The 15236-nt window shown below is 51.8% G+C and carries 12 protein-coding genes; 9 read left to right on the plus strand and 3 right to left on the minus strand.

Going from position 1 to position 15236, the window contains the following annotated elements:
• Window positions 1–35 precede the first annotated feature (35 nt).
• The 5 genes from ACLD4F_RS06635 (at window position 36) to yfaE (ending at window position 5800) form a co-directional block, all read left to right on the plus strand.
• Window positions 36–851: a GntR family transcriptional regulator gene (locus tag ACLD4F_RS06635; RefSeq protein WP_001650138.1), complete on the plus strand. Its 816-nt coding sequence runs from the start codon at window positions 36–38 to the stop codon at window positions 849–851.
• Between the two features lie 82 nt (window positions 852–933).
• A complete protein-coding gene (ubiG, locus tag ACLD4F_RS06640) occupies window positions 934–1662 on the plus strand; it encodes a bifunctional 2-polyprenyl-6-hydroxyphenol methylase/3-demethylubiquinol 3-O-methyltransferase UbiG (RefSeq protein WP_001091009.1) in 729 nt (242 codons plus the stop codon).
• Between the two features lie 355 nt (window positions 1663–2017).
• Window positions 2018–4303, plus strand: coding sequence for a class 1a ribonucleoside-diphosphate reductase subunit alpha (nrdA, locus tag ACLD4F_RS06645; RefSeq protein ID WP_001076491.1), 2286 nt, complete (start codon window positions 2018–2020; stop codon window positions 4301–4303).
• A 112-nt stretch (window positions 4304–4415) separates the two neighbouring features.
• Window positions 4416–5546: a class Ia ribonucleoside-diphosphate reductase subunit beta gene (gene nrdB / locus ACLD4F_RS06650; RefSeq protein ID WP_000332026.1), complete on the plus strand. Its 1131-nt coding sequence runs from the start codon at window positions 4416–4418 to the stop codon at window positions 5544–5546.
• Window positions 5546–5800: a ferredoxin-like diferric-tyrosyl radical cofactor maintenance protein YfaE gene (yfaE, locus tag ACLD4F_RS06655; RefSeq protein ID WP_000533921.1), complete on the plus strand. Its 255-nt coding sequence runs from the start codon at window positions 5546–5548 to the stop codon at window positions 5798–5800. The genes nrdB and yfaE overlap by 1 nt, the downstream gene beginning before the upstream one ends.
• A gap of 1 nt (window position 5801) precedes the next feature.
• Here yfaE and ACLD4F_RS06660 read toward each other — a convergent pair whose 3' ends face one another.
• Complete coding sequence (locus ACLD4F_RS06660; protein WP_000660247.1) at window positions 5802–6992, minus strand: MFS transporter; 1191 nt, start codon at window positions 6990–6992, stop codon at window positions 5802–5804.
• Window positions 6993–7153: 161 nt separating this feature from the next.
• On the opposite strand from ACLD4F_RS06660, the gene ACLD4F_RS06665 reads away from it, so the two are divergent.
• A complete protein-coding gene (locus tag ACLD4F_RS06665) occupies window positions 7154–8032 on the plus strand; it encodes a LysR family transcriptional regulator (protein ID WP_000176719.1) in 879 nt (292 codons plus the stop codon).
• 115 nt (window positions 8033–8147) lie between these two features.
• Here the strand turns inward: ACLD4F_RS06665 and glpQ are convergent, their stop codons facing one another.
• On the minus strand, window positions 8148–9218 hold the full coding sequence (gene glpQ / locus ACLD4F_RS06670; protein ID WP_000858952.1) for a glycerophosphodiester phosphodiesterase: 1071 nt from the start codon (window positions 9216–9218) through the stop codon (window positions 8148–8150).
• Between the two features lie 4 nt (window positions 9219–9222).
• On the minus strand, window positions 9223–10581 hold the full coding sequence (gene glpT / locus ACLD4F_RS06675; protein ID WP_000948739.1) for a glycerol-3-phosphate transporter: 1359 nt from the start codon (window positions 10579–10581) through the stop codon (window positions 9223–9225).
• 272 nt (window positions 10582–10853) lie between these two features.
• Here glpT and glpA point away from each other — a divergent pair, with 272 nt between their 5' ends.
• The 3 genes from glpA to glpC are packed head-to-tail and all read left to right on the plus strand — an operon-like array spanning window position 10854 to window position 14918.
• Complete coding sequence (glpA, locus tag ACLD4F_RS06680; RefSeq protein WP_411010740.1) at window positions 10854–12482, plus strand: anaerobic glycerol-3-phosphate dehydrogenase subunit A; 1629 nt, start codon at window positions 10854–10856, stop codon at window positions 12480–12482.
• The gene (glpB, locus tag ACLD4F_RS06685; protein WP_000667152.1) at window positions 12472–13731 is read left to right on the plus strand and encodes a glycerol-3-phosphate dehydrogenase subunit GlpB; all 1260 of its coding nucleotides are present in this window, start codon (window positions 12472–12474) and stop codon (window positions 13729–13731) included. Before glpA ends, glpB begins: the two co-directional genes overlap by 11 nt.
• Complete coding sequence (gene glpC / locus ACLD4F_RS06690; RefSeq protein ID WP_411010741.1) at window positions 13728–14918, plus strand: anaerobic glycerol-3-phosphate dehydrogenase subunit C; 1191 nt, start codon at window positions 13728–13730, stop codon at window positions 14916–14918. The genes glpB and glpC overlap by 4 nt, the downstream gene beginning before the upstream one ends.
• Window positions 14919–15236 lie beyond the last annotated feature (318 nt).

Genomic DNA, 15236 nt, shown 5'->3' on the forward strand with positions numbered 1-15236 from the left:
ATGTGTGATATCTGATATATCAGCAAGCAAACTTAATGAAATATACAATAACAACAATAAAGTATGTAAATTTTCTTATATCTGATATATTAGATCCGTTAATTTTGAATAAATTAATTACAATGGAGCCGGGTTTAACCATGGAGGAGAAGAAAATGAAAAATAGATTAAAGCGTGACTTTAGTCACATATCAATTGAAATACCCAAATCCATCACCCAGGTGATTAAAGAGAAAATAAGGGAGATGATTATCCATGGCGATTTCGATCTTGGGCAAGCGATCAGTGAAAATGAACTATCAAATATTCTGATGGTAAGTAAAACACCAATTCGTGAAGCTTTTATTTGGCTGAGCTATAATGAAAACCTGGTCAACATCATTCCCCGCAGTGGGACATTTGTTTTTTCTGTCACCGACGAGGATATCAATGATCTCATCAAAATGAGGGTTATCCTTGAACAGGGCGCAATTCGTGAAGCGATGGAGAAAAATGCTAACAATGTCATAGTCGAATTAAGCAATATTTTATCGAAGTCAGCAAAAATTAATGCAGAGCGAGATACGCAAGCTTACCTCAAACTGGATCATGATTTTCATTATGTTTTTGTGAAATATGCCGATAATAAATACATTTCACAAGCACACCTGTTGATCTCAGCACGTTTATTGGCAATTCGCTACAGACTGGATTTTACCGCTGAATATATCACCAGCTCTAACCGTGGACATGCCACTATTTTGGATATGTTAAAAAACAACAACGTCGAGGGCGTCTGTAATTTTATCACGCACCACATCGGTAGCGGTTTTACAGAACGCGCAAGAAAACTTCTTGCGCTGAAAGCGTAATAAAGACGGCAGTAGATATAACGCAGCGACTTTGCACCTGCTATACTGCCCCGATAGATCAATAGCGGAATCTCATGTACTCATGAACACTGAAAAACCGTCGGTAGCTCACAACGTTGACCATAATGAAATCGCCAAATTCGAAGCCGTCGCGTCGCGCTGGTGGGATCTGGAGGGCGAATTCAAGCCATTGCATCGCATCAACCCTCTACGCCTTGGCTACATTACTGAGCGCTCAGGCGGCCTGTTTGGTAAAAAGGTACTCGACGTCGGCTGCGGCGGCGGCATTCTGGCGGAAAGTATGGCACGCGAAGGCGCAACCGTCACCGGGCTGGATATGGGCTTTGAGCCTTTGCAGGTCGCCAAACTGCATGCGCTGGAAAGCGGCATTGAGGTAGAGTACGTGCAGGAGACGGTTGAGGAACATGCGGCAAAACACGCCCAGCAATACGACGTCGTCACCTGTATGGAAATGCTGGAGCATGTTCCCGATCCGCAATCGGTCGTCCACGCCTGCGCCCAACTGGTTAAACCCGGCGGCGAGGTGTTCTTCTCAACGTTGAACCGCAATGGGAAATCCTGGCTGATGGCGGTCGTCGGCGCTGAGTATATTCTGCGCATGGTGCCAAAAGGCACGCACGACGTGAAGAAATTCATTAAGCCTGCTGAACTGTTAAGCTGGGTAGATGAAACCGTCCTGAAAGAGCAACATATCACCGGACTGCACTACAACCCGATAACCAATACTTTCAAACTCGGTCCCGGAGTAGACGTTAACTACATGTTGCATACCCGCGCTAAAAAAGCCTGACATCAAAGAATTTTCCTATAAGGGTTGCGTTAGATCATCGGGCGCAACCTTTCTCTTCGATGAAGAAATCAGCATTCGATCAAATTTTGATTTTTTTTTATGAATTGTTGACATCCTCTCCAGGCCTTATCAGACGCGCATTTAGCGATTCTTACGCTTTTGCAACCGCAATTTAACGCCAAAATCAACTCTTGTACTCAAAAGAATCCCTACTAGAATACTCACCATATAGCGTTTCACTTATCGATTACCCCCTATATATAGTATTTATCCACAGAGTTAGTCACAACGTGGCGTTGTGGATAAGCGGGGGGATATTTTTCTTTCACGGACAGGTAAACAGGTAGAAAACCACATGAATCAGAGTCTGCTGGTGACAAAGCGTGACGGCCGTACTGAGCGCATCAATCTCGACAAAATTCATCGCGTGCTTGATTGGGCGGCAGAAGGACTGAATAACGTATCGGTTTCTCAGGTCGAGCTACGCTCGCATATTCAGTTTTATGATGGGATTAAGACCTCCGATATCCATGAAACTATCATTAAGGCCGCCGCAGACCTGATCTCTCGCGATGCGCCGGATTATCAATACCTGGCTGCGCGTCTGGCGATTTTCCACCTGCGTAAGAAAGCCTTCGGCCAGTTTGAGCCGCCCGCACTTTACCACCATGTGGTAAAAATGGTTGAGCTTGGCAAATACGACAATCATCTGCTGGAAGACTACACGGAAGAAGAGTTCAAGCAGATGGATTCGTTTATCGTTCACGATCGCGATATGACCTTCTCCTACGCTGCCGTTAAGCAGCTGGAAGGGAAATATCTGGTGCAAAACCGCGTGACCGGCGAAATCTATGAAAGCGCACAGTTCCTCTACATTCTGGTAGCGGCCTGCCTGTTCTCGAACTACCCGCGTGAAACGCGTCTTGACTATGTAAAACGTTTTTACGATGCGGTCTCTACGTTCAAAATCTCGCTGCCGACGCCCATCATGTCCGGTGTGCGTACCCCAACCCGTCAGTTCAGCTCCTGCGTACTGATCGAGTGTGGCGACAGTCTGGATTCCATCAACGCCACCTCCAGCGCTATCGTGAAATACGTTTCTCAGCGCGCCGGTATCGGCATCAACGCTGGCCGCATTCGTGCGCTGGGCAGCCCGATTCGCGGCGGCGAGGCCTTCCACACCGGCTGTATTCCGTTCTACAAGCACTTCCAGACGGCGGTGAAATCCTGTTCGCAGGGCGGCGTGCGCGGCGGCGCGGCGACACTGTTCTATCCGATGTGGCACCTGGAAGTGGAAAGCCTGCTGGTGCTGAAAAACAACCGTGGCGTGGAAGGCAACCGCGTACGTCACATGGATTACGGCGTACAGATCAACAAACTGATGTATACCCGCCTGCTGAAGGGCGGCGACATTACGCTGTTCAGTCCGTCCGATGTACCCGGGCTATACGATGCGTTCTTCGCCGACCAGGACGAATTCGAACGCCTGTACGTGAAATATGAAAACGACGACAGCATCCGCAAACAGCGTGTGAAAGCGGTCGAACTGTTCTCGCTGATGATGCAGGAACGCGCCTCTACCGGTCGTATCTATATCCAGAACGTTGACCACTGCAATACTCACAGTCCGTTCGATCCGGTTGTCGCCCCGGTACGCCAGTCTAACCTGTGTCTGGAGATTGCCCTGCCGACCAAACCGCTGCACGATGTCAACGATGAAAACGGCGAAATTGCGTTGTGTACGTTGTCTGCATTCAACCTGGGCGCCATTAAAACTCTGGACGAGCTGGAAGAACTGGCTATTCTGGCAGTACGCGCTTTGGATGCTCTGCTCGATTATCAGGATTACCCGATTCCGGCTGCCAAACGCGGCGCAATGGGCCGTCGTACGCTGGGCATTGGCGTGATTAACTTCGCCTACTGGCTGGCGAAAAACGGTAAACGTTATTCCGACGGCAGCGCCAATAATCTGACGCATAAAACCTTCGAAGCCATTCAATACTATCTGCTTAAAGCGTCCAACGAACTGGCGAAAGAGCAAGGCGCCTGCCCATGGTTCAACGAAACCACCTATGCAAAAGGCATTTTGCCGATCGACACCTACAAAAAAGATCTGGATGCGATCGTCAACGAACCGCTGCACTACGACTGGGAACAGCTGCGTGAGTCGATCAAAACCCACGGTCTGCGTAACTCCACGCTATCGGCGCTAATGCCGTCGGAAACGTCGTCCCAGATATCCAACGCCACTAACGGCATTGAGCCGCCGCGCGGCTACGTCAGCATCAAGGCCTCGAAAGACGGTATTTTGCGTCAGGTCGTGCCGGATTATGAGCATCTGAAAGACGCTTACGAACTGTTGTGGGAGATGCCGAACAACGACGGTTATCTGCAACTGGTGGGTATCATGCAGAAGTTTATCGATCAGTCGATTTCTGCCAATACCAACTACGATCCGTCACGTTTCCCGTCAGGAAAAGTGCCGATGCAGCAACTGCTGAAAGATTTGCTCACCGCGTATAAGTTTGGCGTGAAAACTCTGTACTATCAAAATACCCGCGACGGCGCGGAAGATGCGCAGGACGATTTGGCGCCTTCTATTCAGGACGATGGCTGCGAAAGCGGCGCTTGTAAGATCTGATGAATAGTGCCGGGTAGCGCTATGCTTACCCGGCCTACGATTGTACGGTTTGTAGGCCGGATAAGGCGCTTGCGCCGCCATCCGGCGCTCATCCCATAAAGGATTCACTTCAATGGCATACACCACTTTTTCACAGACGAAAAACGATCAGCTCAAGGAACCCATGTTCTTTGGCCAGCCGGTCAACGTTGCACGCTATGACCAGCAGAAATATGACATCTTCGAAAAACTGATCGAAAAACAGCTCTCTTTCTTCTGGCGTCCGGAAGAGGTCGACGTCTCCCGCGATCGTATCGATTATCAGGCGTTGCCGGAGCACGAAAAACATATCTTCATCAGCAACCTCAAATACCAGACGCTGCTGGATTCCATTCAGGGACGTAGCCCGAACGTCGCCCTGCTGCCGCTCATTTCCATCCCGGAGCTGGAGACGTGGGTAGAGACCTGGGCGTTTTCTGAGACGATTCACTCACGATCCTACACCCACATTATTCGTAACATCGTCAACGATCCGGCGGTCGTGTTTGACGATATCGTGACCAATGAGCAAATTCAGAAGCGCGCCGAAGGGATCTCCGCCTACTACGACGAACTTATTGAGATGACCAGCTACTGGCATCTGCTCGGTGAAGGCACCCATACCGTTAATGGCAAAACGGTTGTCGTGAATCTGCGTGAGCTGAAGAAAAAACTGTATCTGTGCCTGATGAGCGTGAACGCGCTGGAAGCCATCCGCTTCTACGTCAGCTTCGCCTGCTCTTTCGCATTTGCCGAGCGTGAACTGATGGAAGGCAACGCCAAAATTATCCGTCTGATCGCCCGTGACGAAGCTCTGCATCTGACCGGCACGCAACATATGCTGAACCTGTTGCGTAGCGGCGTGGACGACCCGGAGATGGCGGAAATCGCCGAAGAGTGTAAACAGGAATGTTATGACCTGTTCGTGCAGGCGGCGCAGCAGGAAAAAGAGTGGGCGGACTATCTGTTCCGCGACGGTTCGATGATCGGCCTGAATAAAGATATCCTGTGTCAATACGTTGAATATATTACTAATATTCGTATGCAGGCGGTAGGGCTGGATCTGCCGTTCCAGACCCGCTCCAACCCAATCCCGTGGATCAATACCTGGCTGGTGTCCGATAACGTTCAGGTCGCGCCACAGGAAGTGGAAGTTAGCTCTTATCTGGTCGGACAAATCGATTCGGAAGTCGATACCGACGATCTGAGTAATTTCCAGCTCTGATGGGACGCGTCACGCTGCGTATCACTGGCACACAGCTGCTGTGCCAGGATGAACACCCTTCTCTGCTGGCCGCGCTGGAATCGCATAACGTTGAGGTGGAGTATCAGTGCCGCGAAGGTTATTGCGGCTCCTGTCGTACCCGACTGGTTGCCGGCCAGGTTGACTGGATTACGGAACCTTTAGCGTTTATCCAGCCGGGAGAGATTTTGCCCTGCTGCTGCAGGGCAAAAGGCGATATCGAAATCGAGATGTAACTCAGTGCAACTCGCTGGTGGAAACCAAAGGCATCACGCCACGTTTTTTCATCTGCACGGCATACAGTGCGCCAGCGAGTACCACCAGCACCGCGCCAGCGACATAAATCATACGATAGCCAACCGACTCAACCATCATTCCCATGATAAAGGCGCCAATCGCCATTCCGGCATCCATCGCGTTAAAGAACAGTGAATTCGCCACGCCGATTTTATGCGGTTCAACCGAGCTGATAATTTGCGTCTGGAAAACCGGCGTGACCGAACCGTAGCCGATACCGATGAGACCGCCGGAAATAATCATCATGATGCTGCCATTGGTGTAGCCCAGCGCCACCAGACCGATGGTAAAAGCCAACAGACATGGGAAAACAACATATTTCGGCCCTTTTTTATCACAAATATTCCCGGTGAAGGTACGGCATATCATCAGGAAAATCGCGTAGCACAGCAGGAAATTACTGGCCGCCGCCATTAAATCCAGCTCACGCGCATACAGCGCCAGGAAAGCCGACACGCCGGCATAGGAGAAAGTCATAAAAAAGGTGACCAGCGCAAAAGGCAAGGCGGCGCGGTCAAACATCGCGGCAAAACCCAGATTCGGTTTCGAACCATCGGCATGACGAATTACCGGAGGGACCGTCACAATCAGGGAAAGCACAATCCCTAACGCCGCTACAGCGGAACAAAGCCAGAATGCGGCAGTGAACGCGTTCCAGCGGGCCATATTCAAACCGATCCACGGTCCTACGACCATCGCCAGGCCCATCGCTAAAGAGAAAAAGCTGATGCCCTCTCCACGTCGGGAGGCCGGAATTAACCGCGCTGAAATAGTTCCTTTTACCGTGGTAATAACACCAAACGTAATCCCATGAAGTACGCGGATAAAGAGCAGCGACTCGATAGAATGGCAAACCGGATACAGCGCGGTAATCACCAAAAAAGCCAGAGAAGAGAGCACCAGAATCTTTTTATTCGAATATTTTCCCACCCACTGTCCGGCAAATGGCCGAATAACAATTGCCGCGGCCAGGAAACATGTCACTAACAGCCCGGCCTTATCTGCAGAAGCATGCAGGCGGTCAGCGATATAAATGGGTAATAAAGTTAGCAGTACATAAAAAACAAAAAAGATAATAAAACTGACTATGGTGATTGCCCAAAAATCCTTCGTCCATAATTTTTCTTTCATTCTTAACGACCCGTTCAGATGGCGCACGCAGGCAACGCTCAGCTCAACTGAACACCTATCAGGTGCGTCAAAATGTGATGTATTCGATAGAATCACAGTATAAACAAGTGCACTCTATTAGAAAAATTAATCGTTTTAATTATATTGATTAGGTTTTACTAATGACGCTAACCCAAATCCACGCCCTGCTTGCCGTACTGGAGTACGGCGGATTTACCGAGGCCAGCAAACGGCTATACATGACGCAATCCGCCGTCAGCCAGGCCATCTCCGCGCTTGAGGAGGAGCTCGGCGTTGACATATTGATTCGTGAGCGTCGTAAAGAGATTGAGCTTACCGCCGCCGGTAGCCGCATCGTCAGGCATTTACGCGCGATCCAGCGCGACGTCAACGCGGTAAAAGAGATTGCCGAACAAGAAAAAAAGAACCCGGCCCGTACGCTACGGATTGGCTGTTTTCCCAGCGCCTGCGCCTGCATTTTACCCGGCGTCATTCGCTATTTTGAAAGCCATCATCCAAATGTAAAAATTATCCCCTATGAAGAGAATAGTACGGCTATTATTGATTCGCTGCAGGACGGAAGTATTGATGCCGGTTTCGTTCCTTTTCCGGTCAACGGTATGTATTGCGTCCCCATTTACCGGGATAAATTCACCGTAGTGGTGCCTGAAAATCATCCCCTGGCGGCCAATAGTACAGTAACGGTTGAAGAACTGATGGACGAACCACTTATTGTCAGTAAAGGTCGTTATGAATTAAGCATTATGGCGTTGTTTAAAGAAAAGGGTATTGAGCCGATATTTAAATATGAATTTAACCATCCCGATACTGCGCTGAATTTTATTCGCCAGGGATTAGGTATCGCCTTATTGCCAGAATTAACCTTAAAAGCCACGACAGGAAAATTATGCTCCGTGGCGCTGGAACCCACCTTTTATCGACAAATTTCCCTGTTAGCAAAAGAACCGCCGGTAGAAGGAAGTCCGCTATTTTTATTACAAAAATGTATGGAAACACTGACCGATGAGGGTTTGCTATAAAACAACACCGCCTGATGGCATTGCGTTTACCAGACTTACGCTGGCAAACGTTGCGCCGGGCCGGATGAGGCGTTTATGCCCTCATCCAGCGCGTCACTTCTACTATGGCAAACCTTTAGTCATTTTTTTGCAGGAACATGACCGCCTTATCCGGGAAGTCAGTGAACAGCCCGTCGACGCCCGCCTTGTTATACAGGATGTCGTACAACTGATTAACGTCTGTGGCATAGTCCGGCAATTGATCGGCACGCACGGTGTAAGGATGCACTACCATCTTATTCTGATGCGCGTCTTGCACCATTCCAGTCAGCTTGATATTCCCTTTCGTTGAGCCTTCCGCGACCAGCATATGGTAATCCGGACCAATACCGTCCGCATATTCCGCCACCTGCTTCATAGCGCCCGGCTTAAACATCCAGTCGTAGTTGTAATTTACCCAACGACCGTCCGGCTGTTTCTGCTGTGTTTCATTCCAGTCGGTATACGCAATAAGTTGAACCAGATTGAGATCCATCCCCATTTTGGGTTCCAGTTCATTCTTAATACGTTTCAGTTCAGCGACATCAAAACACTGCAAATAGACATTGTCCTGCTTGCCGGTGTAACCATACTTCTTCAGCACTTCCAGCGTTTTCGCGGCAATATCTTTCCCTTCCTGATGATGGAACCACGGCGCTTTAATTTCCGGATAAATACCGATATTTTTACCGGTAGAGTGATTTAATCCCTGAACGAATTCAATTTCCTCTTCAAAGGTATGAATGCGGAAATCAGATTTTCCCATCGGGAAACGGCCCGGATAAGTTTGTACTTTTTTGCCGTTTTCAATATCAAACCCTTCGGTAAACTTCAGGGATTTAATTTCATCCAGCGTAAAATCGATAGCGTAATAGCGCCCATCTTTACGCGCCCGGTCCGGAAAACGGTCAGCGACGTCAGTCACCCGGTCAAGGTAGTGGTCATGGAGGACGACCAGATGGTCGTCCTTTGTCATCACTAAATCCTGTTCCAGATAATCTGCCCCTTGCGCATACGCCATCGCTTTCGCCGGTAGCGTATGTTCCGGCAGATAACCGCTGGCACCACGGTGGGCGATAACGACTTTTTCAGCCGCCACGGCGCCGCTTCCGATGGTCATTCCTGCCAACATTAACGCCACGCTAAGGTTTTTCAGTGTGGTTTTCATGTTATTAGCCTCCGTTGCGTTTTAACTGCAGCTCATCATGATGGCGTTTTTCACCAATCATCACGACCACCAGCAGGATTACCGCCAGAATGCTGCCGCCAATCATCACCATAAAGCCGCCATCCCAACCGAAGAAGTCAACGGTATAACCCACAATGGCGCTTGCAGCGACAGAACCGCCCAGGTAACCAAACAGACCGGTAAAGCCCGCCGCCGTACCCGCCGCTTTTTTCGGCGCCAGTTCCAGCGCGTGCAGACCGATCAACATTACCGGGCCGTAGATCAGGAAGCCGATGATAATCATACAAGCCATATCAACGTTCGGGTTCCCTGCCGGGTTCATCCAGTAAACGATGGTCGCGATAGTCACCAGGGTCATAAAGAACACGCCGGTCGCACCGCGGTTGCCGCGGAAGACTTTATCCGACATCCAGCCACACAGCAGCGTGCCCGGAATACCCGCGTATTCATACAGGAAGTAGGCCCAGGAGGATTTATCCAGTGCGAAATGCTTCACTTCTTTCAGGTAGGTCGGCGACCAGTCGAGGATGCCGTAGCGCAGCAGATAAACAAACACGTTGGCGATAGCGATGTACCACAACAGTTTGTTTGGCAGTACGTACTGCATGAAGATCTGCTTCGCAGTCAGCTCTTCTTCCGCTTTTTCGTTGTAGTCGTCCGGATAGTCGTTTTTATACTCTTCGATAGGCGGCAGACCGCAGGATTGCGGCGTATCGCGCATCATTGCGAAAGCGAACAGCGCCACCACAATCGCGCCAAAGGCTGGCATATAGAGCGCCGCTTTCCAGTCGTTAAACCACGCCATCCCCAGCAGGAACAGCAGTGGCGGGATCCCGCCGCCGACGTTATGCGCACAGTTCCAGACCGACACAATGCCGCCGCGTTCTTTCTGCGACCACCAGTGAACCATCGTACGTCCGCACGGCGGCCACCCCATCCCCTGGAACCAGCCGCAAAGGAACAACAGCACAAACATCACGGCGATGCTGGATGTCGCCCACGGCACAAAGCCCATAAACAACATGACTGCTGCGGCCAGAATCAACCCTGCCGGCAGGAAAACGCGCGGATTCGAGCGATCGGACACCGAACCCATTATAAATTTCGAAAAACCATAAGCGATGGAAATCCCGGACAGCGCAAAGCCCAGATCGCCGCGTGAAAAACCCTGTTCTACCAGGTAGGGCATCGCGAGGGCAAAGTTCTTGCGCACCAGATAATACGCGGCATAGCCAAAGAATATCCCCAGGAAAATCTGCCAGCGTAATCGGCGATAGGTCGGATCAATCTCCGCCGCTGGCAAGCGCGCTTTATGCGGCGCTGGTTTAAAAATACTCAACATATTGTAGCCTCCGTGGCCCGTATTTTATTTAGAGGTAAACACCGCAGTTTGTTCAAACAACCCCGCTGCTCCCAGTGTGGCCGCGATGTTAAGTAAAGATACGTCACGTTAATGTGAATTACAGCACATATTGTTACAGTTTTATGACCAATGTTCAGAAAGGCGCACGAAATCACGTTTCATTTTCGAATAGTGAGCGATTATGCGCGAAATCAAACATTCCATATGATTTGTATGGCTAAATGATAAAAAACGAACTGTGAGGAAAAACAATGAAAACTCGCGACTCGCAAGCAAGTGACGTGATTATCATTGGCGGTGGAGCAACAGGCGCAGGGATCGCCCGCGACTGCGCGCTGCGCGGTTTACGTGTCATTCTGGTGGAACGGCATGATATAGCGACCGGCGCGACCGGGCGTAACCACGGGCTGCTGCACAGCGGCGCTCGTTATGCGGTTACCGACGCGGAATCCGCGCGCGAGTGCATTAGTGAAAACCAGATTTTAAAACGGATCGCCCGCCATTGCGTCGAACCGACGGATGGTCTGTTTATTACGTTGCCGGAAGATGATCTTGCGTTTCAGGCCACCTTTATTCGCGCCTGTGAAGCGGCAGGCATTCGCGCTGAAGCCATCGATCCGCAGCAGGCTCGCATCATCGAACCTTCCGTTAACTCTGCGCTCATCGGTGCGGTAAAAGTGCCGGATGGCACCGTGGACCCTTTCCGCCTTACCGCCGCCAATATGTTGGATGCCAGAGAACATGGCGCAATCGTGTTAACGGCGCATGAAGTGACCGGGCTCATTCGTGAAGGCGCAACGGTCTGCGGCGTCCATGTGCGCAACCATCTCACTGGCGAAACCCAGACGCTTCACGCGCCGGTGGTGGTCAATGCGGCAGGTATCTGGGGGCAACGGATCGCCGAATACGCCGACCTGAGTATTCGCATGTTCCCGGCGAAAGGCTCGCTGTTGATCATGGACCATCGGATCAACCAGCATGTCATTAACCGCTGCCGGAAACCATCGGATGCCGACATTCTGGTACCTGGCGATACGATTTCACTGATCGGCACCACCTCTACCCATATTGATTACAATGAGATAGACAGCAACCGCGTCACCGCAGATGAAGTCGATATCCTGCTGCGTGAAGGGGAAAAACTGGCCCCTGTCATGGCGAAGACGCGTATTCTGCGCGCGTATTCCGGCGTCCGCCCGCTGGTGGCCAGCGATGACGATCCCAGCGGTCGTAACGTCAGCCGCGGTATTGTGTTGTTCGACCACGCCGAACGCGACGGGCTTGATGGCTTCATTACCATTACCGGCGGGAAGCTAATGACTTACCGCCTGATGGCGGAATGGGCGACCGACGCCGTGTGCCGCAAGTTGGGCAATACTCGCCCCTGCATCACGGCGGATACGCCGTTGCCTGGCTCAAAAGAGTCTACGGAACATACGCTGAAACGCATTATCTCGCTTCCCGCGCCGCTACGCGGATCGGCGGTTTATCGGCATGGCGATCGCACGCCGGGGTGGCTGAGCGAAGGCCGCCAACACCGTAGCCTGGTCTGTGAATGCGAGGCCGTCACGGCGGGAGAAGTGCAGTATGCCGTCGAAAACTTAACCGTGAATAGCCTGCTGGATCTGCGTCGTCGCACCCGCGTAGGGATGGGCACTTGCCAGGGCGAGCTGTGCGCCTGCCGCGCGGCCGGGCTATTGCAGCGTTTTAATGTGACGACCGCGGCGCAATCTATTACGCAACTCTCTGAATTTCTGAATGAGCGCTGGAAAGGCGTACAACCTGTCGCCTGGGGAGACGCGCTGCGCGAAAGCGAATTCACGCGCTGGGTTTATCAGGGATTATGCGGTCTGGAGAAGGAGCACCAGGATGAAATTTGATACGGTTATTATGGGCGGCGGTCTCGCCGGTTTGCTGTGCGGACTGCAACTCCAGCAGCATGGATTACGCTGCGCCATCGTCACCCGCGGACAAAGCGCACTGCATTTTTCCTCCGGCTCGCTGGATCTACTCAGCGCCCTGCCCGACGGCCAACCGGTGACCGACATTACCGCCGGGCTTGATGCGCTGCGCCGCCAGGCACCTGAACATCCTTATTCACGTTTGGGCGCGCAAAAAGTCCTTACGCTGGCGCAACAGGCGCAAACGCTACTTAACGCCAGCGGCGCGCAGTTATACGGCGACGTACAGCAGGCGCACCAGCGTGTCACGCCGCTTGGCACATTGCGTTCAACCTGGCTTAGCTCGCCGGAAGTACCGGTCTGGCCGTTATCCGCACAGCGAATTTGCGTCGTCGGCGTTAGCGGATTACTGGATTTCCAGGCGCACCTTGCGGCAGCGTCGCTGCGTCAACGCGATCTCAACGTGGAAACCGCAGAAATCGACCTTCCGGAACTGGACGTACTGCGTGATAACCCGACGGAATTTCGCGCGGTCAATATTGCGCGTCTGCTTGATAACGAAGAAAAATGGCCGCTGCTGTACGACGCGCTGTCGCCAATAGCGACAAACTGCGACATGATCATCATGCCCGCCTGTTTCGGGCTGGCGAACGATACGCTGTGGCGCTGGCTTAACGAACGTCTGCCCTGCGCGCTCACGCTGCTGCCGACGCTGCCGCCATCGGTGCTCGGTATTCGTCTGCACAATCAGCTCCAGCGCCAGTTTGTTCGTCAGGGCGGCATCTGGATGCCGGGCGATGAAGTGAAGAAAGTCACCTGCCGTCGCGGTACCGTGAGCGAAATATGGACCCGCAACCATGCCGATATCCCACTGCGCCCGCGTTTTGCCGTACTTGCCAGCGGTAGCTTCTTTAGTAGCGGTCTGGTTGCCGAGCGCGAAGGGATCCGCGAACCTATTTTAGGGCTCGACGTACAGCAAACGGCCACCCGCGCCGAATGGTATCAACAACATTTCTTCGACCCACAGCCCTGGCAGCAGTTTGGCGTCGTGACGGATGACGCTTTCCGCCCCTCCCTTGCGGGCAATACGGTAGAAAATCTGTATGCAATAGGTTCTGTGCTGGCGGGATTCGATCCTATAGCTGAGGGATGCGGCGGCGGCGTCTGCGCAGTCAGCGCCCTCCAGGCCGCGCACCATATCGCTGAGCGTGCAGGAGAACAGCAATGAGCGACACACGTTTTGAAAGTTGTATTAAATGTACGGTGTGCACCACCGCGTGCCCGGTCAGCCGCGTTAATCCTGGCTACCCTGGCCCTAAACAGGCCGGACCGGATGGCGAACGCCTGCGTCTGAAAGACGGCGCACTGTATGATGAGGCGCTGAAATATTGCATTAACTGCAAACGGTGTGAGGTCGCCTGTCCGTCGGACGTGAAGATTGGCGATATCATCCAGCGCGCCCACGCGAAATACGATACGACGCGCCCGTCATTGCGTAACTTTATTCTCAGCCATACCGATCTGATGGGCAGCGTTTCAACGCCGTTCGCGCCGGTGGTCAATACCGCCACCGCATTAAAGCCAGTGCGCCAGTTGCTTGATTACGCGCTCAAAATCGATCATCGCCGCACCTTACCAAAATACTCTTTCGGCACCTTCCGCCGCTGGTATCGTAGCGTGGCGGCGCAGCAGGCTAAATACAAAGATCAGGTCGCCTTTTTCCATGGCTGTTTTGTGAATTACAACCATCCGCAGCTCGGAAAAGATCTGATTAAGGTGCTGAACGCAATGGGTACCGGCGTACAGTTACTGAGTAAAGAGAAGTGTTGCGGCGTACCGCTGATCGCTAACGGTTTTACGGATAAAGCTCGCAAGCAGGCTATCAGCAATGTGGAGTCGCTACGCGAGGCGATTGCCGTCAAAGGTATTCCGGTCATCGCCACGTCATCTACCTGTACGTTTGCGTTGCGCGATGAATATCCTGAAGTGCTGGACGTGGACAACGCCGGGCTGCGCGAACATATCGAGCTGGCCACCCGCTGGCTATGGCGCAAACTGGATGCCGGGAAAACGCTGCCGCTTAATCCTTTGCCGCTGAAAGTGGTCTACCATACGCCGTGTCATATGGAAAAAATGGGCTGGACGCTTTACACGCTTGAACTATTGCGGCAAATTCCGGGGCTTGAATTGACGGTACTTGATTCACAGTGCTGCGGCATTGCCGGTACGTATGGATTTAAAAAGGAAAACTATCCGACATCACAGTCCATCGGCGCGCCACTGTTCCGCCAGATTGAAGAGAGCGGCGCCGACATTGTCGTCACCGATTGTGAAACCTGTAAGTGGCAAATTGAGATGTCTACAAGCAAACGCTGCGAACACCCCATTACGCTACTGGCCCAGGCGCTCGGCTAAGTAAAAAGCGCCGGAGCCCCTCCGGCGCCATTACCCTACTCACCAGGGCCGATTTTCCATCAGACATATACCCTTCATACTTCAAGTTGCTTATGTGTTGGCTACGGATTATTTTGGGTATAAACGCGGATGTCTCTTTGCAATAACCTGCCCTATTTGGTTAACCATGACCGCTAACCCACGGTGGCATGACAGATAACGACGTTACTGTTTATAGAGCAATATCTCTTGTATCGACGCGTTACCAGCCCCCTTTAAAGAGGGGGGATAACTGAATATCCCAATAATAATTGAGTGTTATGTGAATAATAATAAAAT

Origin of the sequence: Salmonella sp. 741265050_HSA (assembly GCF_046569445.1) — a bacterium.
GTDB lineage: Bacteria > Pseudomonadota > Gammaproteobacteria > Enterobacterales > Enterobacteriaceae > Salmonella > Salmonella enterica.

What these genes read in the sequence shown, in the direction of transcription:
- ACLD4F_RS06635 (WP_001650138.1), top strand. Translation starts at nt 36, where the DNA reads ATGAAATATACAATAACAACAATAAAGTATGTAAATTTTCTTATATCT.
- ubiG (WP_001091009.1), top strand. Translation starts at nt 934, where the DNA reads ATGAACACTGAAAAACCGTCGGTAGCTCACAACGTTGACCATAATGAA.
- nrdA (WP_001076491.1), top strand. Translation starts at nt 2,018, where the DNA reads ATGAATCAGAGTCTGCTGGTGACAAAGCGTGACGGCCGTACTGAGCGC.
- nrdB (WP_000332026.1), top strand. Translation starts at nt 4,416, where the DNA reads ATGGCATACACCACTTTTTCACAGACGAAAAACGATCAGCTCAAGGAA.
- yfaE (WP_000533921.1), top strand. Translation starts at nt 5,546, where the DNA reads ATGGGACGCGTCACGCTGCGTATCACTGGCACACAGCTGCTGTGCCAG.
- ACLD4F_RS06660 (WP_000660247.1), bottom strand. Translation starts at nt 6,992, where the DNA reads ATGAAAGAAAAATTATGGACGAAGGATTTTTGGGCAATCACCATAGTC.
- ACLD4F_RS06665 (WP_000176719.1), top strand. Translation starts at nt 7,154, where the DNA reads ATGACGCTAACCCAAATCCACGCCCTGCTTGCCGTACTGGAGTACGGC.
- glpQ (WP_000858952.1), bottom strand. Translation starts at nt 9,218, where the DNA reads ATGAAAACCACACTGAAAAACCTTAGCGTGGCGTTAATGTTGGCAGGA.
- glpT (WP_000948739.1), bottom strand. Translation starts at nt 10,581, where the DNA reads ATGTTGAGTATTTTTAAACCAGCGCCGCATAAAGCGCGCTTGCCAGCG.
- glpA (WP_411010740.1), top strand. Translation starts at nt 10,854, where the DNA reads ATGAAAACTCGCGACTCGCAAGCAAGTGACGTGATTATCATTGGCGGT.
- glpB (WP_000667152.1), top strand. Translation starts at nt 12,472, where the DNA reads ATGAAATTTGATACGGTTATTATGGGCGGCGGTCTCGCCGGTTTGCTG.
- glpC (WP_411010741.1), top strand. Translation starts at nt 13,728, where the DNA reads ATGAGCGACACACGTTTTGAAAGTTGTATTAAATGTACGGTGTGCACC.